Origin of the sequence: Collinsella sp. LCP21S3_D3, assembly GCF_052118305.1 — a bacterium.
In the GTDB taxonomy this organism is placed as follows: Bacteria; Actinomycetota; Coriobacteriia; order Coriobacteriales; family Coriobacteriaceae; genus Collinsella.
The window spans coordinates 14,183-38,139 of sequence record NZ_JBQKHK010000004.1; the positions used below are offsets into that span (position 1 = coordinate 14,183).

Below are 23,957 nucleotides of genomic sequence, written 5' to 3' on the forward strand. Positions count from 1 at the left end.
GTGGCGTTTGTCTTGATCTGTAACAGTTAGACGGTTAAAAGCGAGTTAGATGTTACAGATTGAGATATTTCTGCTCGGGCGTTCTGTTTGTCTTGATCTGTAACAGCTAGGGCCGAAATATTCGGCTAGATGTTACAAATCGAGATAAACGACCTGCTCGGGCCGAGCCAAAACAAAAAGGCCGCATGCGAACCCGTGGAGGGATTCGTATGCGGCCGACAGGGGGTATGCGGCGGAAACTAGGCCATGAGCAGGCCGGTCTCCGCGACGTTCTTGTACCAGTACGCGCTCGCCTTGGGATAGCGGGCCTGGGTCTCAAAGTCGATGTAGAACAGGCCGTAGCGCTTGTTGTAGCCGTTGGTCCAGGAGAACTGGTCCTGCAGCGACCACACAAAGTAGCCGTCGACGTTCACGCCGCCGTCGATCGCCTTGAGGATCCACGCGAGATGCTGGCGCATGTAGTCGATACGAGGGGCGTCGTCGATAAAGCCATCCTCGAAGTCGTCCTTATAGCCCATGCCGTTCTCGGTGATGTAGATCTTCTTGTAGTTGGGGTAATCGTTCTTAATGCGCAGCAGCAGGTCGTACAGGCCCTCGGGATAGATGATCCAGTCCCAATCGGTGGTGGGTACGCCTTCGCGCACGCACGACTCGCCCACGCCCTTGAGGAACCAGCGCGAAGATCCCTTGTCGCCGGTGCCATTGTGGTTGATGTCGTTTTCGCCCTCGGCAGCACGCAGGAACTGGCACTTGTAGGTGTTGACGCCCAGGCAATCGTTGTAGGGGAGCGCGGCGGTCAGCGCGGCGATGTCCTCGTCACGGACGTCGAGCTCGCCGCCGGCGATATGGGCCAGCTTGGTCGCAGCCTCCATGGTGTCGGCGGCATAGTGGCCGCGGAAGGTGGCGTCGAGTACCCAGCGGTTGTTGATGACGTCGGCCATGCGGGCGGCCTCGCAGTCGGCAGCGTTGTTGGGGTCGAGGGGATACTTGGGCTCCAGGTTCTGGACAATGCCGATCTCGCCCTCAAAGCCGCCCTCATGGAAGGCGACGACAGCCTTGGCGTGGGCCACCATCATGTTGTGCATGAGCTGGAAGGCCTTGTCCAGGCGGTACTTCTCGCCGTGCGGCCAGTTGCCGACGATAAAGCTGCCCTCGGCGGTCGCGGGAATCTCGTTAAAGGTGAACCAGTGCTTGACCTCGGTGAACTCGGCAAAGCAGAACTTGGCGTACTCGACAAAGGCGTCGATCGTCGTGCGCGTCAGGAAGCCTTCGCCGCCGTTCTGGTAAAAGGCCTCGGGCGTATCGAAGTGATCGAGCGTGACATAGGGGATAACGCCGGCATTGTTGCAGGTGGCAAAGAGCTCGTGATAGAAGGCAACACCCTCGGGGTTAATCTCACCGGTGCCGTTGGGGAAGATACGGCTCCAAGCGATGGAGACGCGGATACCGTTGATGCCGAAGCGCTGGCACAGGTCGATATCGACCGGGTACTTGTTGTAGAAATCGCTTGCGGGATCGGGGGAGAAGCGACCCTGAGCGGCCAGGAAATCGTCCCAGGGCACTTTGCCCTTGCCGTGCGTGCGGGTCTCGCCCTCAACTTGGTAAGCGGCGGTGGCACCGCCAAACACGAAGCCGTCGGGGAACTGCATGGGGTTGGTCATGAGTCATCCTTTCTGTGGGATACGAATAGGGAGAGGTGCCCGAACTGGGGATCCGGGCACCAACAGAGGGAGGAACTAGTCGAGGTTCTCGCGGAGCCACTTGATGGCGCCAGCGGGGTCGCGAGTAAGGTCGATATATTCCTTACCGCGCGGGGCGAGCAGCTTAATGCCCAGACGATCGGTGTCGGCCTTCATGTCGTTGTAGTAGCTACGGACCTGCGGGGCAAGCACGATAACGTCGTACTGATCCATGATGGCAGTGTGCTGGCCATAAGCGCCGGCAGAGGAAGCGATGTTCTCTCCGGTCTGCGCGGCACCTTCCTTGATGGCGTTGGCAAGCATGGCAGAGGTGCCGGCGCCGGCGCACAGGACGAGGACCTTCAGACCGTCGACATCCTTCTTGGCGGATGCATCGGCGGCGGGCTCGGGCTGATCGGCGACAGGCTTGCTGTCGGTGGCAGCGGCGGTCGGCTCGACGGAAGCGGTAGCCTGCTCGACAGCGGGCGCGGAGGTGCTGGCGGCGATGGTGGCAGCACCATCGGACTCAAGACCCAGCTCGGCGGCGCGCTCGGCCTCCTGGTCGCAGAGCAGCTTGTCGTATGCCTTCAAGAACGGCAGGTAGATGATGGCATCCAGCAAGATGATGATTGCGACAAACACCAGGGCGATGAGCTGGAAGTTCGTGGTGATGAAGATGCCGATGGGGGCAGGGGTAGCCCAAGGCACCACGAAGGAGAAGCCGTTCATACCCACGTTATCGATAAAGAACTTGGCAACACTTACGTTGACGCAGCCGGCAGCAACAAAGGGGATGAGCATGTAGGGGTTGAGGATCATGGGCGCGCCAAAGAGCAGCGGCTCGTTGACAGCAAAGGCGACCGGTACGATCGAGGCCTTACCGACGGCTTTGAGCTGCTTGGACTTCATAAAGAGAATCAGCAGAAGCGGCACGATGAACGTGGCGCCGGTGCCTCCGAACTCACCCACGAGCGACATGTTAAAGGTGAGGGAGTGGGCGGGGTGACCACCGGCCAGCAGAACCTGCAGGTTCTCGGCCTGGTTGGCAAGACGGATGGGGTCGATGCCCGGCTGGACAATCGAAGGACCATGGACACCGATGAACCAGAAGAACGCGGTGGCTGCCTGGATAAGGATAAGGCCAGGATAGGTTTCTGCAGCGGTAAAGAGCGGGGAGAGCAGTTTGATGAGCAGCTCGGAGAACGGAACGCCCATGAGGTTGCGCACGACGACATCGATGATGCCGCAGATGATGACGGCGCCGCCAAAGGGGATGATGTCGCGGAAGTTCTGAGCGATGGCGCCCGGAACCTCCTTGGGCAGCTTAATGGTCAGATCGCGCGAGACGCAGAACTTATAGACCCACACGGTAATGAACGCGGCGATATAGGCCGAGAACAGACCGCGCGTACCCATGCTGGTGCAATCGAAGACCGAAAGCTCGGAGCCGTCGAACTTGGTGGTGAACTGCGTAACAGCGAGCAGCAGCATGCTGCACTGGGCGGCCACCATGGTGGAGCCGTCGTTGAGCACCTTGCCGGCGGGCATGCGACGGTTCATGGAAGCCGTGAAGTTCTTGGCGGTGGTGCCGGCAACCATGATGCCCATAACGCCCATGGTGAAGTTGTACAGCTTGTTGCACCAGTCGATGAGCGGCTGGGGCAGCGTGATGCCAACTACGCCAGGAAGGGTGGCGATCAACAGGAAGATCGAAGAGGTGAGGACAATGGGCATGCACCCAAGGAATCCGTCCTTGATGGCCTGGAGGTAGATGTTCCTCGAGATCTTCTCAAAGAACGGTTGATGCTTTTCGAGCATCTTTACGATGGCGTCCATAGAGCTCCTTTGCTACTTGATGCGCGATGCATGTGGATGGAACTGGTCGTCGATGGATGGTCAGGACTGCCCGGAAACCTTCCCGCTTAAGGAAGGCATTGCGAAATGACAACGTTGTCATTTCGTTAATGACAACGTAAGACATTTTTGGAAGAGCAACAAGGATTTACGGGTGAACGGTCGATATTGTCCGATAAACGGCTGATTTATCAGTCAGGCAGGTAGTGTATGCTAGAACACAAAAAACAAGCGATAGAGAACCGACTGGAGAAGCAGTGGCAACGATGGACAAGAAAAATGTCTCAATGAATGATGTGGCGATTGCCGCGGGCGTTTCTCTCAAGACGGTGTCGCGCGTAATCAACGAGCCCGATAGCGTACGAGAGTCGACACGCGATAGGGTCCATGCTGCCATGGAGGCGCTTGGGTTCCGGGCGAACTTTGCCGCGCGTTCACTCAAGTTGGGCCGTTACGGGTGCATCGGCGTGGTGATGTTCCACTTGTCGGGCGGCGCCGTGGACATGATTGACGGTATCGCCGATGCCGCCGAAGAGCGAGGCTTTGCGCTCACGATGATCAAAAAGCGGGCGGGGGAGAAGATGACCCTTGCCGAAGCGGCGCGCAGGATGTCGCAGCTGCCTGTTGATGGCATGATCTTCAACCTACGTCAGATGGTCGATGACTTTGATACCTTTGAGGCGCCGAAAGACCTCAAGACGGTGATTATCACACCGATGGAGCATCCTACCTGCTCTACCGTCAGTGACGACCAAGAGGGCGGCGCGCGCATGGCGTGCGAGTACTTCTTAAATCGCGGGCACAAGAACGTGTATTTCGTTTCTGGTAAAAAAGAGTCGCTGTCGAGCCAGTGCCGTATGAAAGGTTGGCGTGCAGCACTCGAGACGCGTGGCATTGAGCCGCCCGAGCCTCTGCAAGGTGATTGGAATGCGGATAGTGGCTATGCCGCGGGCCTTGTGCTTGCCGATAAACCCGATTGCACGGCGGTCCTCGCTGCTAACGACTGCATGGCAAACGGCGTGATGATGGCTCTACGTGACAAAGGGCTCAGTGTGCCCAATGATGTGTCCGTGATCGGCTTCGACGATGAGCTCTACAAGACGATTCCCAACTCGATTCTGACGTCGGTGAAGTTTCGCCACCGCGAGCTGGGCATCCGTGCGCTTAACGAGGTCGTCGCAGGTCTTGAGGCTCCGAGCTCCAGAAGCCGCACGCTTGTGTCGGGCGTGCTGATCGAGCGTTCCAGCGTGAAAGACCTGCGGGCGTAGACGTGCTCAACTCGTTCATCTCAATCTGTAACAGGTAGGACCGAAATACTCGGCTAGATGTTACAGATCGAGATTGAGAGGATTGTCCTGTGCGTTTATCTCAATCTGTAACAACCAGACGTCCAAAACCGGTTTTAGTGTTACAGATTTAGACAATTCGGCCCCGTCTTCCCGGTTTGTCTTGATTTGTAACAGCTAGGGACCAAAAACTCGGCTAGATGTTACAGATCGAGACAAACGGCCCCCCAGCCGAACAAAAACAAAAGGCCGGGGGCGGCGCGCCGTGTGACGTGCCACCCCCGGCTGAGAAATGGGGACAGGTTATGTGAGCGGGGCAATTCCTCTGGTCGCCAGCCGCTAGTCCAGGCGACGGGTCTGCGCCACGTGCTTGTACCAGTAGGCGCTTGCCTTGGGCGTGCGCTTCTGGGTTTCAAAGTCAACGTAGAAGAAGCCATAGCGCTTGTTGTAACCATTGGTCCAGGAGAACTGATCCTGCAGACTCCACAGGAAGTAGCCGCCCACGTTGACGCCCACCTCCATGGCCTTGAGCAGCCAGCGCAAGTGCTGCTCGATGTAGTCGATGCGCGGCTGATCGTCCACAAAACCGTCCTTGTAGGGATCCTTGTAGCCCATGCCGTTTTCTGTAATGAAGATCTGCTTGTAGTTGGGGTAGCGCTGCTTAATGTAGACGAGCAGATCGAACAGGCCCTCGGGATAGATGATCCAGTCCCAGTCGGTGGTGGGGATGCCAGGCTTGTTCACGTGCTCGCCAATACCCTTAACGCGCCAGCGGCCGGTGCCCTTCTCGCCCGTACCGTTGTGGTGCAGGTCGTTCTCGCCGTCGTAAGCCTTCAAGAAGCGGCACTGGTAGTTGTTGACGCCCAGGTAGTCGTTGTAGAGCGCGGCCTCGCGCATAATCTCGAGGTCCTCGTCCAGGATCTCGATGGTGCCGCCCGAGACGGCAGCCAGACGGTTGGCGCACTCGAGGGTGTCGGGCGCGTAGTCGCCGCGGAAGGTGGCGTCGAGCAAGAACTGGTTCTGCAACACGTGCTCGTTGTTGGCGGCTTTGATGTCGGCGGGGTCGTTCTCGTTGAGCGGATACTTAAACTCCAACGACTGAATGACGCCGATTTTGCCCTTAAAACCGCCGTTGTGGAAGGCCAGTACGGCCTTGGCGTGGGCGAGCATCATGTTGTGCTCGCACTGGAAAGCCTCGGCCAGATGCGCCTTGACGCCGCCGGGGAAGGTGCCCTCGATGTAGGTGTTGGAGGCATCGGCCCAAATCTCGTTAAAGGTGAACCAGTAGGTCACCTGGTCGGCGTACTCCTTAAAGCAGAAGGTGGCAAAGTCCACAAAGGCATCGATGGTCTCGCGGTTGAGGAAGTCGCCCTTCTCAAAGAGGGCAAGCGGCGTGTCGAAGTGATGCAGCGTGACAAACGGCTCAACGTGGTGCTTGTGGCACTCGGCGAAGAGATCGTGGTAGAACTGCACGCCCTCAGGGTTGATCTCGTCGGTGCCGTTGGGGAAGATGCGGCTCCAGGCAATGGAGAGGCGAATGCCGTTGATGCCGAACTCCTCGCACAGCTCCAGATCGACGGGGTACTGGTTGTAGAAGTCCGAAGCGGGATCGGGGGAAAAGCGCCCCTGGGCCTCCAGGAAGTCGTCCCAGGCAACCTTGCCTTTACCGTGGGTGCGGGTCTCGCCCTCTACCTGGTAGGCAGCAGTGGCGCCGCCAAAGACAAAGTCCTCGGGAAACTGCGCAGGCGGGTTGGTGACGCTAGCAGGGTTAACGGACATGATGATCCAATCGTCTAAAGCGAAGGGCCAGCCGGTCTTGGATGGTCGGCTGGCCCTGTGCGTTACTTACTTCGAGAGTTGCTCGCTTACGAAGGCGAGAGACTTATCGCCGTTCTGGGAAAGCTCAATGTACTGCTTACCGCGGCAGGCGACGCACTTGTTGCCCACGCGCTCGCAGTCCTTCTGCAGGTCGGCCAGGTAGCTTGCGGCTTGCGGGGCCAGGACGACCAGATCGAAGTCGGGGAGCATGTCCACGTGGTTGCCATAGGCCTCGGCAGCGGTTTCAAGATTGATGCCGCGCTCCTTGGCGGCCTTGGCCAGCGCGTTGGCGAGCAGGCCCGAGGTACCGCCGCCCTGGCAGAGCACGAGCACGCGTTTGCCGTTGAGGTCGCTGGTGGCCGTTGCCTCGGCAGCGGGTGCTGCGGAAGCGGCGGGAGCGCCGGCTTCCACGGCCTCGGCAGCAGCGCCGGCGGCAACGCTCTTGGCGTCGGCCTTGCCCTGGAAGGCATCGTTGAGCTTGGCGGCCTTCTCGGCGTTCTTGGCGGCGAGCTCCTCCTGGGAAATCTCGGCCTCCTCGGCGCACTTCTGGGCGTCATAGGCACGGAAGAACGGATAGTACAGAACGAAGTCGACGACCAGGATAAGGGCGAGCATCACAAAGGCGAGCGGCTGGAAGCCCAGGCCCATGATGGTGCCGATGGGGCCGGGGACGGTCCAAGGCAGGGTGTACATAAAGCCGTTCATGCCCAAGAAGTCGATAAAGATCTTGAGGATCCAGATGTTGGCGATCGGGGCAAAGACAAACGGGACAAAGAAGACGGGGTTGAGCACGATAGGCGCGGCGAACAGCAGCGGCTCGTTGACGGCAAAGCACACGGGGACGATGGCGGCCTTACCGACAGCGCGCATCTCCTGGGACTTGGCCAGGAAGCAGAACATAAAGACCAGGACGAGCGTGGCGCCGGTGCCGCCCATGCAGACGACGAAGTACTGGGCACCCTGGGTCAGGACAGCGGAAGCGTGCTGGCCGGCCTGGAACGCAGCCAGGTTGTCGGTCATGTTGGAAACGAGGGCGGCGGCGATGGCGGGCTCGACGATCGAGGGGCCGTGGACGCCCACGAACCAGAACAGGCTCATGGCGCCGTAAATCACAGCAAGGCCGATGTAGCCGTCGGCAGCGGTGAACAGGGGCTGGAACACCTGGATGACGCCCTGGGCAAAGCAGAAGCCAAAGGCAGCGCGGAAGACGATGTCAAAGACCCAAAAGACGGTGATGCAGACGGAGAAGGGGATGATGTCCTTAAAGGTCTGCGAGATGTTGGGCGGAACCTGCTCGGGCATCTTGACGGTGATGTTGCGCTTGATAAAGAACTTGTAGATGATGCCGGTCACAAACGCAGCGATGAAGGCGGTCAGTAGGCCCTTGGAACCAAGGTAGGTGGTGTTGAAGCCACTGGCGGCATCCGTGGCGATGGTGTCGCTCGAAAGGAGCAAGAAGCCGATGATGGCCGCGCACATGCACGAGATAAAGTTGATCTGGTTATTCTTGGGCAGATCGCGGTTCTGGGCGTCGGCGAAATGCTTGGCCGTGGTAGCGGCGCAGGCGATGGCCAGGATGCCCATGGAGTAGTTGTAGCACTTCCACAGGGCGTTGTTGATGTCATCGGGCCAGTAGAAACCCCAGATGTTGGGGACCGAGGCTACCAGGCAGAAGATGGACGAGAAGATGATGATGGGGATGACGGAGATAAAACCGTCGCGGATCGCCTTGAGGTACTTGTTGCGGGCGATCGCGTTGAAAAAGGGCTGGCCCTTTTCGATGGTGGCGATGAGTTGCTTCATGCAAAGCTCCTAAGAGTCGGTGGGTTAGCAACGATAGTAGCTTTTGACGTTTGGTTGCCAAAATGTTGACGTTGCCATTTTGTGACAGAAAATAAGACGCGAACCGATGGCCCCTGTGCCTGCGGACCGTCGATTTCTTGCGCGCAAACGTTTGAGCCGCCCGGTGGCTCTGTGTTTGCACAATGGCAACGTTAACATTTGGGCGATAAAAGCCGTTCGGGGAAGCAAAAATGTCGGTGAACGGTAGGTTTTGGGTGGTGAGCGTATGGTGGGGGAGGCGTTAGATATACTTGAAGACGTTTCATTTGACTGCGTAGGGTGCCACCAATGGCATCGTTGACATAGAAAGATCGACCTATGGCCGCTGTTAAAAAATCGGTTTCCGTTAAGGATGTGGCGCGCCTCGCGGGCGTCTCAGAACAGACGGTCTCGCGCACCGTCCACGATTCGCCCAGCGTGCGCCCCGAGACCAAGGAGCGCGTGCGTGCCGCCATGCGCGAGCTGGGGTATCGCCCCAATTTTGCCGGTCGATCGCTGCGCCGCGGCAAGTTTAAGACCGTCGGCGTCGCCATGTTCAACATTACCGGTACCGGCAACCTCGACCGTATGGAGGGCTTTGCCGCCGCCGCCGATAAGCACGGCTACGCCATTACCCTCACTAAAGTAGATGGACATCCGTATACCCTCGAGAGCGCATCGTCGCGCATGAGCGCACTGCCGGTGGATGGCATGGTTGTGATCATGAATCGCATGCCGGCGGACTTTGGCACCTTTGAGCCTCTGCCTGGTATGCAGACGGTGCTCGTTACCATGCTGGAGCACCCGCTGTGCTCGACGGTCGATAACGATCAGTTCGATTGCTCGCGCCAGGTTGTCGAGTACTTGCTGGGGCAGGGGCACAAGACCGTGCACTTTATCTCGTGTCCCGAACGCTCGCTTTCGGGCATGCAGCGCGAGGAGGGCTGGCGCGAGACATTGCGCGCGCATGGTATTGAGCTGCCGCGACTCATCCGTGGCGACTGGACGGCGCGGAGTGGATATGCCGCAGGCCAGGCTCTGGCGGACGATCCGACCTGTACTGCCATCTATGCCTCCAATGACGCCATGGCCTACGGCTGCATTCGCGGACTCGAGTCGCGCGGAAGGCGTGTGCCCGAGGACGTGAGCGTGGTGGGGGTTGATGATAGTCTGGGCGACATCGTGCCCGATCGTCGCCTGACCACCGTGCGCTTTGACAACAAGCGTGTCGGCATGTGGGCAGTCGACAAGATCGCCGGCGCCGAGGGAGTTGCGTCTGGCGTGGAGCACATGCTGATCCCCGGCGTGCTCGTAGAGGGCGATACGGTGCGCGATTTGCGTTAGGGCGCGGTCCTGTTTGGGTTTCCGTTAATCATGTTTGATATTGTTTGAAATGGTTTGGAAACCGTTCGCGGCTTAAAAGTGACCGTTCATAGCTCGAAATTACGTTTTGTATTGTTCTTTTTTGTTTGAATGTTATTGTTTCTGTCATACACAGCGCAGCGCGCATGCCCGGACGCGATGCTCTCCATTGGTTCATATGTGAAAGGAACGCAATATGGCAACCAAAGAAGAAATCTCGATGGTTGGATTCGAGATTGTCGCATACGCAGGTGACGCCCAGACCGATCTGCTTGCAGCGCTCGATGCTGCTCGCGAGGGTGACTTTGAGAAGGCCGAACAGCTGCACAAGGATGCCAGCGATGCACTTATCGGCGCCCACGACACGCAGACCAAGCTGCTTTCGCAGGAGGCCGGCGGCGGCGAGATGGAGATGACCTTCATCATGGCTCACGCTCAGGACACTCTCATGACCACTATGATCTTGGAGAAGCAGGCCCGCTTTACCATCGATGCCTACAAGCGCATCGCCGAGCTCGAGGCCAAGCTCGCCTAACGAGCCCTCACAACCAAGCCCCTTCCAAAAGTCCTGCCGCCACCCGCAGCAGGGCTTTTTCTGTTCTCCTCCAAGTTGCGGTGAAATAGGGGCTGACGGCCCAAAATGATCCGTTCTCCTCCGTCCCCAGGGGATCGGTTGGCAGCGTCGCCACGAAACTGGACCATCTACTACGTTTAACCCGGTGCCCCCGAACACACCTGCGTTTCATGAAAAACTGCAGGCGTTCTACCTGTGGTTTTGTTTTTACGCCACGGGGCATGGTCGGGGATGGGCAGTTAAACGTAGTAGATGGGCCCATTTCATGGCGGGCAGGTCATGCAGCAGTCTGTTGCGCCTCTTGCCGTTCGGTTTTTCGCTGGGTGGGTATACTTCCATCCGCAATACAGGCCGGAATGAGGAGGTATCCAAATGCCGGACAACGGATCGATTCAAAAGAGAGACGCGAGCGAGATGGCTCATGGGCGTCCTGTCCAGATAACCGAGCAAACAACGGTGACCGAGCTGCAGCCCAGCCTATCCGATGTCGTGTGCGCAAACAAAAAACTGCAGATTGGCCTCATCGTTGCGCTCGTGGCACTGGCGCTGCTGTCGGGGTTTGTGGCTCGTCCGCATTTTGCCGATACCAAGACTTGGGACTCCACCATCGAGGTCATCGATCAAAAGAAGGGCAATGTATTGGCGCTCACGACCTCGTGCGTCGCCCTATCTGCGGGTATCACTGCGCTGCCGGGCGATACGGGAACGCCGGTTGCCGAGCAGCTCGCACAGCTTTCGGGTAATCTTGGTATCGTGCTTGCCGTGCTATACCTAGAGAAATATTTACTCACGATTATGTGGTCGGTTGGCCTGGGCATCCTGATCCCGTTTGCGCTGGTGCTCTTTGCAGCGTCGCTTGGCATTCACGGACGCTGGAGCACGAGCACGGTCATTCGTCGCGTGGCAACGCGTGTGCTGGTGGTCGCCATCATTAGCATGGTGTTGGTGCCCGCGAGCGTATGGGTGTCGCAGAAGGTTGATGAAACGTATCGAGTGAGCATCGAGGCGGCCGAGCAAAAGGCGACTGACGCTGCGAGTGCGGCAGATAGCGATAGCTCCAAAGCAAACAAGAAAAAGACTGAGTCCGCAGAGTCCAAGAACGTGCTTGAACAGCTTGCCGACGGTGCCTCGGGTCTCGTCACGACGGTGACCAGCGGCGCCAAGCAGATGACCGATGAGATTGTGCAGCAGGTGACCGATCTGATCGAAGGCGTCATTGTGATGATAGTGACCTCGTGCGTTATCCCATTGCTGGTGCTCGCGGCGTTTTTGTGGCTGGGGCACACACTGCTGGGGATTGATATTTCCGGGCCGACGAATTATTTGACGGGCCGCTTTCTGGGCAATCCGTCCAAGCATGCCAAGAAGGGCGGGCAGTCCTAGTAGCTAAAACAGCTGTATATACCGTGGAATACCGCCGAAGGGCGGCCGAGACACGTTCTCGGCCGCCCTTTTGTTTATTGAACACATGGTCGCTACGCCCGCGCCCGGTCCAAACGGTCAGCAATCATCCGTGAACGGTATTTGTTCAAAAAAGAACAAAGATAAACAAAAAGTTGTTGCAGTTACTGTTCGAATGTGTTCAAATAAACATGAACAGTGAAGAATCGCACATTCAGATGCCCGGACCTGAACGAGATTCAACACTTCCAAACAGAAACAACGCACCTGCGTATCTCTCAAGGAGGATGTCATGAGGGTTGTAATCGCTTCCGATGCCGACGGCATGTCGATGAAGGAGTCCATCAAGGAGATGCTCATCGCCGATGGTCACGAGGTCGTCGACTATTCCGAGACCCCTGCCGCGGACTTTGTCGATTCCGCTACCGCCGTTGCCAAGGACCTGCTGGAGCACAAGGATTCCCAGGGCTTCGCATTCGATAAGTACGGTGTCGGCTCCTATATGGCCGCCGTCAAGATCAAGGGCATGGTCGTCGCTAACATTTCCGACGAGCGTTCCGCCTACATGACCCGCGAGCACAACGGCTCGCGCATGGTCACCATGGGCCCGGGCGTTGTGGGCACCGAGGTCGCCAAGAAGATCGCCCGCGAGTTCCTGCGTGCACAGTACGCCGGCGGTCGTCACCAGATCCGTGTCGACATGCTCAACAAGATGGCCTAACGAGAGCCACCGAGAACTCGAACTTCTATCTCAACTTGTGAATTCAGACGAAAGGACGTTCTGATGAAGAAGACCATCGCAATCGGTTGCGACCATATCGTTACGGACGAGAAGATCTATCTGGCCGACCGCCTGGAGCAGGCTGGCTACCAGGTGCTCGACTGCGGCACCTACAGCCACACCCGTACGCACTATCCCATCTACGGTAAGGCCGTGGGCGAGGCTGTTGCCAGCGGCAAGGCCGACTTTGGCGTGGCCCTGTGCGGCACCGGCATCGGCATCACCAACGCCGTCAACAAGGTTCCCGGCGCCCGCTGCGCCCTGGTTCGCGACATGACCTCTGCCCTGTATGCCCGTCGTGAGCTCAACGCCAACATCGTGGGCTTTGGTGGCAAGATCACCGGCGAGTTTCTGATGGCCGACATCATGCTTGCCTTCCTGGAGGAGCCTTACGAGAAGACCCCCGAGCACGATGCCCTGATCGCCAAGATCGATGCCTGCAATAAGGCCGACGCCGAGGCTCAGGCTGACCCACACTTCTTTGACGAGTTCCTGGAGAAGTGGGACCGCGGCGAATACCACGACTAAGGAGATTCCGGCGTTCTGCCGAACGCCGGACCGGCCGACGCTGCGAAGCCATCTGGCGGGCAATCTGCCGTTCAGCTTCGACGGCATGACCAGAAGGTCAATGCCGCCTCGCTTCACGGCACCTTGCCTCGCCAGCTGGCTTCTCGCTGACGTTGGGGGTACCTGTGGGGTTACCGCTGTTGTTGCGAAGCTTTCTGGTTCGGTAAGCTGCTCCGATAACACGTTTGCTTGGCTTGACTTGTGTGCTTCGTTATTGACGGACCCGGCATTCTGCAGCTTTTTAATTGACGGCTCGCGTTTCTGTGATGGGGCGCGGGCCGGTTTTCTAAACAGGAGTTCAACATGATTCTGACCGTTACCATGAACCCGTCGATTGATACGCGCTATCAGCTCGATAAGCTGGTCATCGACGATGTTAACCGTGTGACGCCCGAAAAGACCGCTGGCGGTAAGGGCCTCAACGTGAGCCGTGTGCTGCTGCAGTTGGGCGACGATGTGCTCGCGACTGGCCTGCTTGGCGGTCACATGGGCGCCTATATGGCCGAGCTCATGGATGCCGACGGCGTCAAGAACGACTTTGTGCCCATCGCCGGTGAGACGCGCATTTGCCTGAATATTCTGCACGAGGGTAATCAGACCGAGCTGCTGGAGAGCGGCCCGCAGATCGCTCCGGCCGAGCTCGAGGCCTTTACGGCCAAGTTTGCCGAGCTTGCAGCGAAGGCGGACGTTGTGACGCTTTCGGGCTCGCTGCCGCGCGGCGTCGATGCCGGCTACTATGCCGAGCTCGTCAAGATCGCCGAGGAGGCGGGTGCCAAGGTGCTGCTCGACACTTCGGGTGCATCGCTGGAGGCCGCGCTGGAGTCCGACGCTAAGCCTGAGCTCGTAAAGCCCAACCTGACCGAGATTAACGGCCTACTGGGTACGTCCTTTACGACCGATGATGTCGATGCCCTGCGCGAGGCGCTTGCCGCCGATGACCGTTTTGCCGGTATCCCCTGGGTCGTCGTTTCGATGGGCGCTGCCGGCTCGGTGGGCTTCCATGAGGGCCGCGCGTTCCGCGCCAAGACGCCCGCGATTGCGGCTGTAAACGCGACGGGTTCCGGTGACTCGACCATCGCCGGTTTTGCGCATGCCATTGCTGCTGGTGCCGACGACGTCACGGTGCTCAAGACCGCCAATACCTGCGGCAAGCTCAACGCCATGGATCCCAAGACCGGCCACCTGGTCATGGACCGCTGGGACGAGGTCTACAACAGCGTAGAGGTAACCGAACTTTAGAGTTACGGCGTACCGAACAAAACGAGAGTGGATAATCTCCCATTTTGGGCTCGCAAGCGGGCTTAGAGTGGGAGATTTTCCACTCTCATGAGAGGCAGCTAATTTGGGACGGGGCTATTTTGACTACTTCTAGATGCAAAGTAGTCAAAATAGCCCCGTCCCAAATTAGCTGCCCTTGCACCAAAAACGGCGCCCGCCGGCGATGTTGCCGGCGGGCGCCGTTGTCTTGAAGACGAAATGATCCGTTTTCCTCCGTCCCCAAGGGATCATTACAGCGAGTTGATAAAGCGCTGCTGGGCGGCGCGACCGGCTTCGTCCCATTTAAAGACGCCGGCGTTGTCGAGCACGTGGCCAAACACCATGCCGACCTCCTCATGCAGGATGTCGATGGCGCTATCCGCCGTAAGCTCGTCGGCGCGGCGGGCAAAGACGTCCTCGGCCCATGCGGCGTGGCTGCGGCAAAGGTCGTCGCCCTCGAGCGCGCTGGCAAGATCGTAGCTGGCATCGACCTTGGCCGCCAGCAGTTGCTCGCGGACAGCGCCAAGCTCGGGAACCAGGCGCGGCGGCAAAATGGCCAGGCCCATGACCTCGATCAGGCCGATGTTCTCTTTCTTGATGTGGTGGTACTCGGCATGCGGGTGAAATACGCCCAGCGGATGCTCGTCGGTTGTGATGTTGCAGCGAAGCGCCAGGTAGGCCTCGTAGATCTCGCCGCCGGCATTGCCGCGAGAGTCGACGCGGCGGATGACGGGCGTCACAGTGTTATGCGCCACGCCGTCGGCTGTGTGCGCGATGACGCCCACAGACTCATCGGTCCACTCGCGCCAGGCGAGGATAATCTTCTCGGCGGCGTCGAGCAGCTGGGCGCGGTCGTGCGAGCGCAGTCTCAGCACCGAAAGCGGCCACTGCAACACGGTGCCGCTGACCTGGTCAAAGCCGGGCACGTTAAACTGCGAGACCTCGGCGGCATGCATCATGGGGAACTCGTGCGCGCCGCCCTGGAAGTGATCGTGCGACAGAATCGAGCCGCCCACGATGGGCAGGTCGGCGTTGGAGCCAATAAAGTAGTGCGGGAACAGGTCCACAAAATCGAGCAGGCAGGTCAGTCCCTTACGGTCGACGTGCATCGGGCGATGCTCGGCGCTCATAGCAATGCAGTGCTCGTTAAAGTACGCGTACGGGCTGTACTGGAAGCCCCAGCGCTCGCCGTTGAGCTGGATGGGGATAACGCGCAGGTTCTGGCGAGCGGGATGGGCGCCGCCGTCGGCTGCGGCGGAGCGTCCAGGGTAGCCCTCGTTCTCGATGCACAGTTGACAGGCGGGATACTTCTCGCCCGTGTTCTTTGCGGCGCCGGCCGCGGCAATGTCGCGCGGGTCCTTCTCGGGCTTTGACAGGTTGATGGTGATTTCCAGGTCGCCCCAGTTGGTGGGGGTGCTCCATTTGATATTGCGCGCGATGGCGGCGCGGCGCACGTAACCGGCGTCACAGCACAGACCATAGAACCAGTCGGTCGCGGCGCGGGGCTCGTTGACGCCCATGCGTCCGTTGAACTCCTCGTTTACAACCGAAGGCCTCGGCATGAGCGCGCCCATGATGCGCATGGCGATGCGGTCGCGGCCCGACGCCGTGTCCTCGGCAGCGCCGTTGGCAACGGCGTCCTCGGAAAGCGCGGCAAGCGTGCCCTCCAGGTCAAAATTGGGGAGCGTATCGGGGTGCAAGAGCGAGAGCTTCTCGTTCTGCATCGCCCAAGCCATGTCGAGCGCAGGACCCGTGGCGCCGATGCACTCGAGAATGGTGTTGTAGGCCCAGATGCGGTCATCCTGTCCGATCATGGATCGATGGATGGCATACTCAATCAGGCCCTGCGCGGCCTCGCGCACATCAGTCATTACAGCCATGCCGCGTAAGCCCCCTTGTCAGAAATTGCGTAGTGGCGGGCAGAGCCTTCGCCCAGCCAGCCGTTCATCTTGGTGATGAAGGTGTCGACCAGGTCGAGCGGCACGAAGGCCTGGATGGTGCCACCAAAGCCGCCACCGTGGATGCGGACGGCGCCGCGGCCGTCGAGCACATGCTCGGCCAGCGCCAAGGCATACATGGAAGGTTGCTCGGAGCCCAGTTTGGCGACGACATTCTGCAGGTACATGGCGGAGCTGGCACCGGACTCGCGCGTCAGGACCAGGAACTGGTCGATGTCGCCGGCGCTAAGGGCTGCCCAGCGCTTATCGACCAGGCCGTTCTCGTACCAGTAGTGAACGGCGCGCAGGCAGGCACGGTCGCCCAGCTTGGCGCGTAGCTCAGGGAGCTTGGCGTCAAAATCCGCCACGTTTACCTCGCACAGGCGCGTCTTGCCAAACTCGGCGGCGACGTCCTGCATCTCGCGCGGAACGGCGGCGTAGTCGTCGGTGGCGGCCACATGGTCGGCGCCAACCTTAACGAGCACGAGCGCGTAGCCGTGATCCTCAAAGTTGAGTTCGAGCTTCTGGGTTTTAGGCTGAGCCTGGTCCTCAAAGTCCATGTAGGCGAGGCCGCCCAAGCAAACGGCGGCCTGGTCCATAAGACCGCAGGGCTTGCCGTAATAGTTGTTCTCGGTGCGCTGGCTCATCTGGGCGAGCGCGACGGGCTCAATGGCGGGTGCGCCCCAGAGCGTCTCCATGGCACGACCGTACGCCGCCTCGACAGCAGCAGAGCTCGAAAGGCCGCCGCCCGAGGGGACGGAGCAGGTGAAGGCGAAGTCGAAGCCCTGGGGCTCAACGCCCAGAGCTGCAATCTCATGGGCCATGCCGCGGACGAGGCTTGCGGACGTGCCCTTCTCGGACTCCTGAACATCTAGCGTATCGAGCGTGATCTCAAAGGTAGGATAGCCCTCGTCGGCGACGCGGATCTTGTTGGAGTCGGTTGCCACGGCGATACCGTCAACGGCGACATCGAGCGAGCCGGCGATAACATGGCCGCCCTCGTGGTCGGTGTGATTGCCGCTGATCTCGGAACGGCCGGGCGCGTGCACGTAGAGCACCTGGCGGTCGCCGATGGGTCCAAACTCCTCCTCAAACAGCTTGGTGAGCATGGTGAGTGTCTTTTCGTCGGGGGTGGTCATGGGAGTCCTTTCCTTGGCGCGCACGGGTGAGTTTTGCGTCGTTATGAGTACGTTAACAACTTGAAGCGGCATGAACCAAGTGTTCACGATGCCGCACGTTACGGGCTATGTTAACGTACTCATAACAGATCGCTTGTCACTTTTTGAGAATCTGGTAGTCGGTAGAATTACAGCCGTGAACGGTACCGCCGTATGGACTTATAAAGCAGAAGAGATGCAGATAGAAAAAGTAGAGTACGTTAACATGCGTCCGACGATAGCGGGCTTCGGAGCGGGATATATTTCTGCCCGGGTCGGCATGCACGCTATTCAGATCTCGCAAGGGTGAAGGTGGTTCTGTGGCAAGGCACTCGTCCAACGATACAGGTACGCGTCCGGTCTCCATGGCCGACGTCGCCCGCGCTGCCGGTGTTTCGCAGCAGACGGTTTCGCGCGTCGCCAACGGCTTGCCCAACGTTAACGAGCAGACGCGCCAGCGCGTGCAGGCCGCTATGCAAGAGCTCGGTTTTCGTCCGAGTTATGCCGGTCGCTCGCTGCGCGACGGCCGTTACCATTCGGTCGGTCTGTGCGTCAACGATATCACCAAGTTTGGCAACCTCTCAATGATCGACGGCATCGCCAGCGCTGCTCGCGAGCATAATTGCGCCATCACACTGGTCGAGATGTCCAAGACCGAGGAGTTTTCGCTTGCCGAGGCCACGCGTCGTATGGCTGCGCTGCCGGTGGACGGCATTATCATCGGCATGAGTCGTATGGCGCCCGATTTTGAGACGTTTGATCCGCTGCCGGGCATTGGCACGGTTATTGTTACCATGTACGCGCACCCGCGGGTGACCACGGTCGACTCCGACCATTACGGCTGCTCGCTCTTGCTTATGGATCATCTGTTTGAGCTGGGGCACGAGCAAATTCGCTATATTGGCGGCCCGTCGTTCTCGGTCGACGAGCAATTTCGTCGCGCCGGCTGGCAGGATGCGCTCGAGCATAAGCACATTAAGCCGCAGGCGCCGCTCGAGGGCGACTGGTCTGCCAACAGCGGCTACGAGGCCGGCAGGTACCTGGCCGAGCACGATCGCACCATGACGGCGATTTATGCGGCAAACGATCAGATGGCAAATGGCGCGATTGCCGCGCTGCGTGATAGCGGCCTGCGCGTGCCCGAGGACGTAAGCGTGGTGGGCGTCGACGATTCGCTCGACGACTTTGTCGCGCATAACGAGCTCACGACCGTTCGATTCGATTTACATCAGCGTGGACGCGAGGTGTTTGAGCACGCGGTTCCCGAGGCGGGTACGGCGGGCAAAACCGTTGCTATTCGTATTCCCGGCCAGCTCATTATTCGACATAGCACGGCGATGCCACGCTCATAGTTTGCGCAGGTAAACGGCGATTTATCGTATTTTAATAACAATCGGTAAGGATGCCGGCAGATAACAGTTGGAATGCTGCCAAGTGCTATGATAGACAGGTTATTTTGTCTATCTAGGAGGCTTTGCCTGATGGAGATCACCAAGGATATCCGCTACATTGGCGTCGACGATCACGACATTGACCTGTTCGAGGGCCAGTACGATGTGTCCGAGAACGGTATGGCATACAACAGCTACGTTATCTTGGGCGATAAAATCGCTGTCGCCGATTCGGTCGACGGTGGTTTTGTCGACGAGTGGCTCGGCAACCTCGAGGCCGCGCTCGATGGCCGTACGCCCGACTACCTGGTCATCCATCATATGGAGCCTGATCACTCCGCCGGTATCGCCGCCTTTATGGAGCGCTATCCCCAGGCGCAGATTGTGGCCAGCATGGGTGCTTTCCGCATGATGGTCAACTACTTTGGCACCGACTTCCCCGAGCGCAAAATGGTTGTCAAAGAGGGCGATGTGCTCGACCTGGGCGGCCACAGCCTGACCTTTATCGGCGCCCCCAACGTTCACTGGCCCGAGGTACTCTTCTCCTATGAGGCCACCGACAAGGTGCTCTTTAGCGCCGACGGCTTTGGCAAGTTTGGCGCCAACGACATCGAGGATCCCGAGGGCTGGGCCTGCGAGGCTCGCCGCTACTACTTTGGCATCGTCGGTAAGTTCGGCAAGTTCGTGCAGGCCGTGCTCAAAAAGGCTGCTGATCTGGATATCCAGATCATCTGCCCGCTCCACGGTCCTGTCCTTACCGAGAATCTGGGCTATTACCTCGACACCTACAACACCTGGTCGAGCTATCAGCCCGAGGACGAGGGCATCACGATTGCCTATGCGAGTGTCTACGGCCATCTGAAGGCCGCTGTCGAGGAGCTCGCCGCAGCGCTCGAGGCTCGCGGCCAGAAGGTTTCCGTCTTTGACCTGGCTCGCGACGACATGGCCGAGGCCGTTGAGGATGCGTTCCGCTATGACCGCCTGGTGCTCGCCTCTATCACCTATCAGGGCGAGATCTTCCCGTTCATGAGCACCTTTATCCACACGCTTGCCGAGCATGCCTACCAGAACCGCACCGTGGCGCTCGTCGAGGCCGGTTCCTGGGCGCCCGCCGCTGCCAAGGTTATGACCAAGGAGCTCGAGGGCATGAAGGACATCACCCTGGCGCAGAACAAGGTGACCGTGCTGGGATCGCTCAACGACACATCGCGCGCCCAGATCGAGGCCCTCGCCGACGAGCTTTCCAAGTAGCGATATTTCGCTTTTAACGGGCAAAACCACCACAAAGGGACAGGCCCTTTGTGGTGGTTTTTGTTTAAGCGCCGGCGATGATGAGGGCTGGACGTGCGCTGTCGGCGGCCTCGGCGATTGAGGTGGCGACGGCGGCGTCGGGGTCGCTGTCCATCACGATGATGTCGACGTCGGCAAGCTCGGCAAAACGGTACATGCCGCGTCCGTTGACCTTACTGGCATCCATGAGGGCGACGCTTTGACGGGTGGCACCGACCATAGCCGCTTTGGTCTCGGCCATCTGCGGAAAGTCGGTCGTAAAGCCGCAGCCGGGAACAAAAGCGCCAGGACACATGACGGCAAGGTCGGCGTGGACCATTTGGAGCGCCTGCATGGTAAGTGGGCCGTACAGATAGCGATGGCCTTTGCGCAGTGCCCCGCCCAGCATGACGACATCGACCGAGGGCATGCTCTCGTCAATATAATCGGCGATGGTAATGTCGGCCGTGATAACGGTGATGCCGTCGCGCTGATCGAGGAGCCGGACGAATTCGAGCGCCGTGGTGCCCGAGTCGACGAGCAGCGTGTCGCCGTCATTAACGAGCTCGATGGCGCTTTGCGCGATGGCCTGCTTGGCGGCGACGTTGACATTGATGCGGCGATCTTGCGTGGAGACGGTCAGGCGTTTGTGGAGCGATACGGCACCACCATGTGTGCGACGCAGCTTGCCTGCTTCGGCGAGCGCGTCTAGGTCGGCGCGGGCGGTGACGGAGGACACACCAAAGGTCTGGGCGATTTCTGCTACCTGCACCGAGGCGTTATGCTCGAGTATTTCCATAATGGCGGTACGGCGCTCGTCAGCAAAAGCACGGTTGGTAGCTTGGGCCATGTTTGCTCCATTCTCGGCTAAATTTGCAGGAATTGTGTTGACTCTATTTTCGTTCATTTTCTTTTTGAGTAAGAAAACACCTTTCGATTACTTATCTTTTCTATAAAAGAAAGACGCTAAACGCTCAAAATCCAATATCGAACACGCCCACTCGGTTCCAATTCCTTCCGTTTACTTTTCAAAAACGACTGTATTGGCCTGCATGGACTCAATATCTCGCACGTGCAAAGCCGCTGAATTTCATACAATGAGCGCAGTAAAACGCAAGGTAAAACGCCTTGTGAACAACTACGCCCGATGTCCAGATGCGGGCGAGGGAGAGGAGCAAACGCTCATGGCACTTGTTACCACCGAAAAGATGCTCAAGGACGCTCAGGCCGGCCACTACGCCGTCGGCGCGTTCAACGTCGAGAACCTCGAGTTTGTTATGGCCGTTCTGGCCGCTGCCGAGGAGACCAAGTCCCCCGTCATCATGCAGACCACCCCGGGCACCATCAAGACCGCTGGTCTGGACTACTTCTACGGCATGGTGAAGGCCGCTGCCGAGCGCGCTTCCGTGCCCGTCGCTCTGCACCTCGATCACGGCGATGGCTATGACCGCTGCATGCAGGCTTTCCGCACGGGCTACACCTCCGTCATGATCGACGGCTCGCACGAGTCCTTCGAGGACAACATTGCCCTGACCAAGTCCGTCGCCGACGCTGGCCGCGCCATGGGCGTGCCCGTCGAGGCCGAGCTCGGCAAGGTTGGCGGCAAGGAGGACGACGGTCCCGCGGTTGAGGGCGAGAGCCCCTACACCGATCCTGCCGAGGCCAAGGAGTTCGTCGAGCGCACCGGCTGCACCTCGCTGGCCATTGGTGTTGGCACCAGCCACGGCGTGTACACGAGCGATCCGCACATCGAGCAGTCCGTGGTCAAGGCCATCCGCGACGCCGTCGACGTGCCGCTGGTTCTGCACGGCACTTCCGGTGTGCCCGATGAGCAGGTTGCCGAGGCTGTGAAGAACGGCATCTGCAAGGTTAACTACGCTACCGAGCTGCGTCAGGCCTACACCAAGGGCTTCATGGCCTACATGGCCGAGAACCCCGCCTGCTTCGATCCCAAGAAGCCGGCCAAGGAGGGCATGCGTGAGATCACCGAGCTGGTTAAGATCCGCATGACCAACCTCAACTCTGTGGGCAAAGCAGAGTAACAGCAAGGGTACTCTGATCCCACCGGGCCGTCCGGAAACGGAAAAGGGCCTATCTCTCAGAACGTCCTCGGACATGTCGGAAGCCCCGCTGCGCGCTACGCGCTGCGGGGCTTCCTCCGTCCTGCGGAATGTTCTGAGAGATAGGCCCTTTTCCGTTTCCGGACGGCCCTGCTCGATCGCCCTTGTGGCGTTGGGGCGGAAATTGGTGGGGCGTTAGGGCTTCTTTGTTGATGGGGGACTAGTATGCCCGGGCTTGGTTGGGAAATGACTTGTTTAGGGATGCTTGGAGCTTATCGAAGGATATTCGCAAGTTGAGATTCTGATCGGTTGAGCGTTTGGCTTTTGTGGTGGGGGAGTCGAGGAGGCCGTTTCTCTGTGTCGGGGGGAAGGAGAAAAGGTCTGCATGTTTTAGGGATGGCTGCTGTGTTGCGTCATTGGAAGAATGCATGCTTATGCGGCCTCCTCGATGTCCACCAAAAGGTTGCGCACGGGGTGTGCTGCTAGGTCCCGTTCGTTGGCAGTATTATGCCGCGGCTGCTGCAAAGAAGCACTAAAGAAAGGCTTAATCAGGTTTGTTATAACAGTGAAACTGCAGGTCAAAGGTATCGAATAACACTCTTGAAAGGTTTTGAGCTTAAGGGCTTTCTAAGGTTTGCGGCTCGGATGTGGCGCGGACGTGCGGAGCGTGTGAATGATCGCTGTTAGCGCTGCGGTGCGGCGGCGCGTACCTGTTCGATGACCTTTTCCATGGTGGCGTCAATGCGGTCTTTCTTGAGCTCACATTCCCAGACGGTGATGGGCGTCCAGCCCATTTGGGTAAGCGCGTCGATGGCGGCTCGGTCGCGCTCGACGTTGCGGCGAAACTTTGCCTCCCAAAACTCAACATTGCGCTTGGGCTGGCTCGGATTGCACTTAGGGCAGCGATGCCAAAAGCAGCCGTTGACGAAAATGGCGATCTTGCGCCCGGGAAAGGCGATGTCAGGCTTGCCGGGTACCTTCCATTCCAGACGGTATCCCGTAAGGCCCGCTGCCCGCAGGCGCTGGCGAACGAGCAGCTCGGGTTTGGTGTTGGCGCGCTTGTTGCCCTTCATGGACTTTTTTATAGCGGCGCGACGGCGCACCAGTTCGCGCTCGTCAGCGGAGAGGTCCGAGGTATCGATGCCGTCGAGCAGACCTGGCTTGGGACGCTTTTTGCTGCGGCGCTTAGGTGCGCGCTTGGGCTTGGTGGCGGGTTTGTCGGACGTGTTGGGCGTGGCGTCATCGGCGGCGCCGTTGGCCTCAAGCCGATCTTCCTTCAACTCAATCAGAGCATCGATAAGCCCTTTGTCGGCGGGCATCCATTCCACCGTAGCAAGCGAGGTGCGCGGAATCCAGCGGATATCGAGCTGGCGGTCGTGCTTCTGGGGCTCATCGGAGTCATCGGCGAGCGAGCAGTAGTAGCACTCCATGGAGAGATGAAAATCGGGGTAGTCGTACTCAACGGTATAGAAATCGCGCAGGTTGGTGACTTTTACCTGCAGCTCTTCTATGAGCTCGCGGCGTACGGCGTCCTCGGGCGTCTCGCCGCGCATGAGCTTGCCACCGGGGAACTCCCAAAGTCCCCGCATGTCGCCATAGCCGCGCTGCACGGCAAGCAGCTCGTCAGATCCTTCCTTGCGAATGATCCCAGCGGCAACATGAACAGTTTTCAACAGGAGTCCTCTCTCAACATCGACACGTGGCAGGGTAGCTCATTTGGGTAGTCTTTTTGGGACGGGGCTT

At 59.1% G+C, this 23,957-nt stretch carries 18 protein-coding genes; 10 read left to right on the forward strand and 8 right to left on the reverse strand.

Annotated features, from left to right (window positions below):
- Nucleotides 1-239 precede the first annotated feature (239 nt).
- Together lacG (ACTQ1S_RS02765) and ACTQ1S_RS02770 are read right to left on the reverse strand one after the other, a co-directional pair.
- Nucleotides 240-1,661, reverse strand: coding sequence for a 6-phospho-beta-galactosidase (gene lacG, locus ACTQ1S_RS02765; protein WP_229770599.1), 1,422 nt, complete (start codon nt 1,659-1,661; stop codon nt 240-242).
- Nucleotides 1,662-1,736: 75 nt separating this feature from the next.
- Nucleotides 1,737-3,515: a PTS lactose transporter subunit IIBC gene (locus ACTQ1S_RS02770; protein ID WP_441547005.1), complete on the reverse strand. Its 1,779-nt coding sequence runs from the start codon at nt 3,513-3,515 to the stop codon at nt 1,737-1,739.
- A gap of 284 nt (nt 3,516-3,799) precedes the next feature.
- On the opposite strand from ACTQ1S_RS02770, the gene ACTQ1S_RS02775 reads away from it, so the two are divergent.
- Complete coding sequence (locus tag ACTQ1S_RS02775) at nt 3,800-4,801, forward strand: LacI family DNA-binding transcriptional regulator (RefSeq protein ID WP_441547006.1); 1,002 nt, start codon at nt 3,800-3,802, stop codon at nt 4,799-4,801.
- Between the two features lie 357 nt (nt 4,802-5,158).
- Here the strand turns inward: ACTQ1S_RS02775 and lacG (ACTQ1S_RS02780) are convergent, their stop codons facing one another.
- Nucleotides 5,159-6,598: a 6-phospho-beta-galactosidase gene (gene lacG / locus ACTQ1S_RS02780; protein ID WP_441547007.1), complete on the reverse strand. Its 1,440-nt coding sequence runs from the start codon at nt 6,596-6,598 to the stop codon at nt 5,159-5,161.
- 66 nt (nt 6,599-6,664) lie between these two features.
- The gene (locus ACTQ1S_RS02785; RefSeq protein ID WP_441547008.1) at nt 6,665-8,440 is read right to left on the reverse strand and encodes a lactose/cellobiose PTS transporter subunit IIB; all 1,776 of its coding nucleotides are present in this window, start codon (nt 8,438-8,440) and stop codon (nt 6,665-6,667) included.
- A 357-nt stretch (nt 8,441-8,797) separates the two neighbouring features.
- On the opposite strand from ACTQ1S_RS02785, the gene ACTQ1S_RS02790 reads away from it, so the two are divergent.
- The 6 genes from ACTQ1S_RS02790 (at nt 8,798) to ACTQ1S_RS02815 (ending at nt 14,382) form a co-directional block, all read left to right on the forward strand.
- Nucleotides 8,798-9,802: a LacI family DNA-binding transcriptional regulator gene (locus tag ACTQ1S_RS02790; RefSeq protein WP_427795504.1), complete on the forward strand. Its 1,005-nt coding sequence runs from the start codon at nt 8,798-8,800 to the stop codon at nt 9,800-9,802.
- A gap of 214 nt (nt 9,803-10,016) precedes the next feature.
- Entirely contained in the window at nt 10,017-10,355 is a 339-nt protein-coding gene (locus ACTQ1S_RS02795; protein WP_055252615.1) for a PTS lactose/cellobiose transporter subunit IIA, read from the forward strand.
- Nucleotides 10,356-10,766: 411 nt separating this feature from the next.
- Nucleotides 10,767-11,777 (forward strand): hypothetical protein, encoded by a 1,011-nt coding sequence (locus tag ACTQ1S_RS02800; protein ID WP_441547009.1) that lies wholly within the window; start codon nt 10,767-10,769, stop codon nt 11,775-11,777.
- Nucleotides 11,778-12,087: 310 nt separating this feature from the next.
- The gene (gene lacA, locus ACTQ1S_RS02805) at nt 12,088-12,516 is read left to right on the forward strand and encodes a galactose-6-phosphate isomerase subunit LacA (RefSeq protein WP_006234830.1); all 429 of its coding nucleotides are present in this window, start codon (nt 12,088-12,090) and stop codon (nt 12,514-12,516) included.
- Nucleotides 12,517-12,579: 63 nt separating this feature from the next.
- Nucleotides 12,580-13,104, forward strand: coding sequence for a galactose-6-phosphate isomerase subunit LacB (gene lacB, locus ACTQ1S_RS02810; RefSeq protein WP_346981957.1), 525 nt, complete (start codon nt 12,580-12,582; stop codon nt 13,102-13,104).
- 342 nt (nt 13,105-13,446) lie between these two features.
- The gene (locus ACTQ1S_RS02815; protein ID WP_154514968.1) at nt 13,447-14,382 is read left to right on the forward strand and encodes a hexose kinase; all 936 of its coding nucleotides are present in this window, start codon (nt 13,447-13,449) and stop codon (nt 14,380-14,382) included.
- A 269-nt stretch (nt 14,383-14,651) separates the two neighbouring features.
- On the opposite strand, the gene ACTQ1S_RS02820 is transcribed toward ACTQ1S_RS02815, so the two are convergent.
- Together ACTQ1S_RS02820 and ACTQ1S_RS02825 are read right to left on the reverse strand one after the other, a co-directional pair.
- Nucleotides 14,652-16,280 carry a UDP-glucose--hexose-1-phosphate uridylyltransferase gene (locus ACTQ1S_RS02820; RefSeq protein ID WP_441547010.1) on the reverse strand — a complete coding sequence of 543 codons (1,629 nt, stop codon included), beginning with the start codon at nt 16,278-16,280 and terminating at the stop codon, nt 14,652-14,654.
- Entirely contained in the window at nt 16,271-17,476 is a 1,206-nt protein-coding gene (locus ACTQ1S_RS02825) for a galactokinase (RefSeq protein ID WP_441547011.1), read from the reverse strand. The genes ACTQ1S_RS02820 and ACTQ1S_RS02825 overlap by 10 nt, the downstream gene beginning before the upstream one ends.
- Before the next feature lie 383 nt (nt 17,477-17,859).
- Here ACTQ1S_RS02825 and ACTQ1S_RS02830 point away from each other — a divergent pair, with 383 nt between their 5' ends.
- Both ACTQ1S_RS02830 and ACTQ1S_RS02835 read left to right on the forward strand, forming a co-directional pair.
- On the forward strand, nt 17,860-18,846 hold the full coding sequence (locus ACTQ1S_RS02830) for a LacI family DNA-binding transcriptional regulator (protein ID WP_154515200.1): 987 nt from the start codon (nt 17,860-17,862) through the stop codon (nt 18,844-18,846).
- 129 nt (nt 18,847-18,975) lie between these two features.
- Complete coding sequence (locus tag ACTQ1S_RS02835; RefSeq protein ID WP_441547012.1) at nt 18,976-20,136, forward strand: FprA family A-type flavoprotein; 1,161 nt, start codon at nt 18,976-18,978, stop codon at nt 20,134-20,136.
- Between the two features lie 64 nt (nt 20,137-20,200).
- Here ACTQ1S_RS02835 and ACTQ1S_RS02840 read toward each other — a convergent pair whose 3' ends face one another.
- On the reverse strand, nt 20,201-21,004 hold the full coding sequence (locus ACTQ1S_RS02840; protein ID WP_441054961.1) for a DeoR/GlpR family DNA-binding transcription regulator: 804 nt from the start codon (nt 21,002-21,004) through the stop codon (nt 20,201-20,203).
- Nucleotides 21,005-21,338: 334 nt separating this feature from the next.
- On the opposite strand from ACTQ1S_RS02840, the gene ACTQ1S_RS02845 reads away from it, so the two are divergent.
- On the forward strand, nt 21,339-22,196 hold the full coding sequence (locus tag ACTQ1S_RS02845; RefSeq protein WP_022095149.1) for a class II fructose-bisphosphate aldolase: 858 nt from the start codon (nt 21,339-21,341) through the stop codon (nt 22,194-22,196).
- Between the two features lie 701 nt (nt 22,197-22,897).
- Here ACTQ1S_RS02845 and vsr read toward each other — a convergent pair.
- On the reverse strand, nt 22,898-23,887 hold the full coding sequence (gene vsr, locus ACTQ1S_RS02850) for a DNA mismatch endonuclease Vsr (RefSeq protein WP_441547013.1): 990 nt from the start codon (nt 23,885-23,887) through the stop codon (nt 22,898-22,900).
- Nucleotides 23,888-23,957 lie beyond the last annotated feature (70 nt).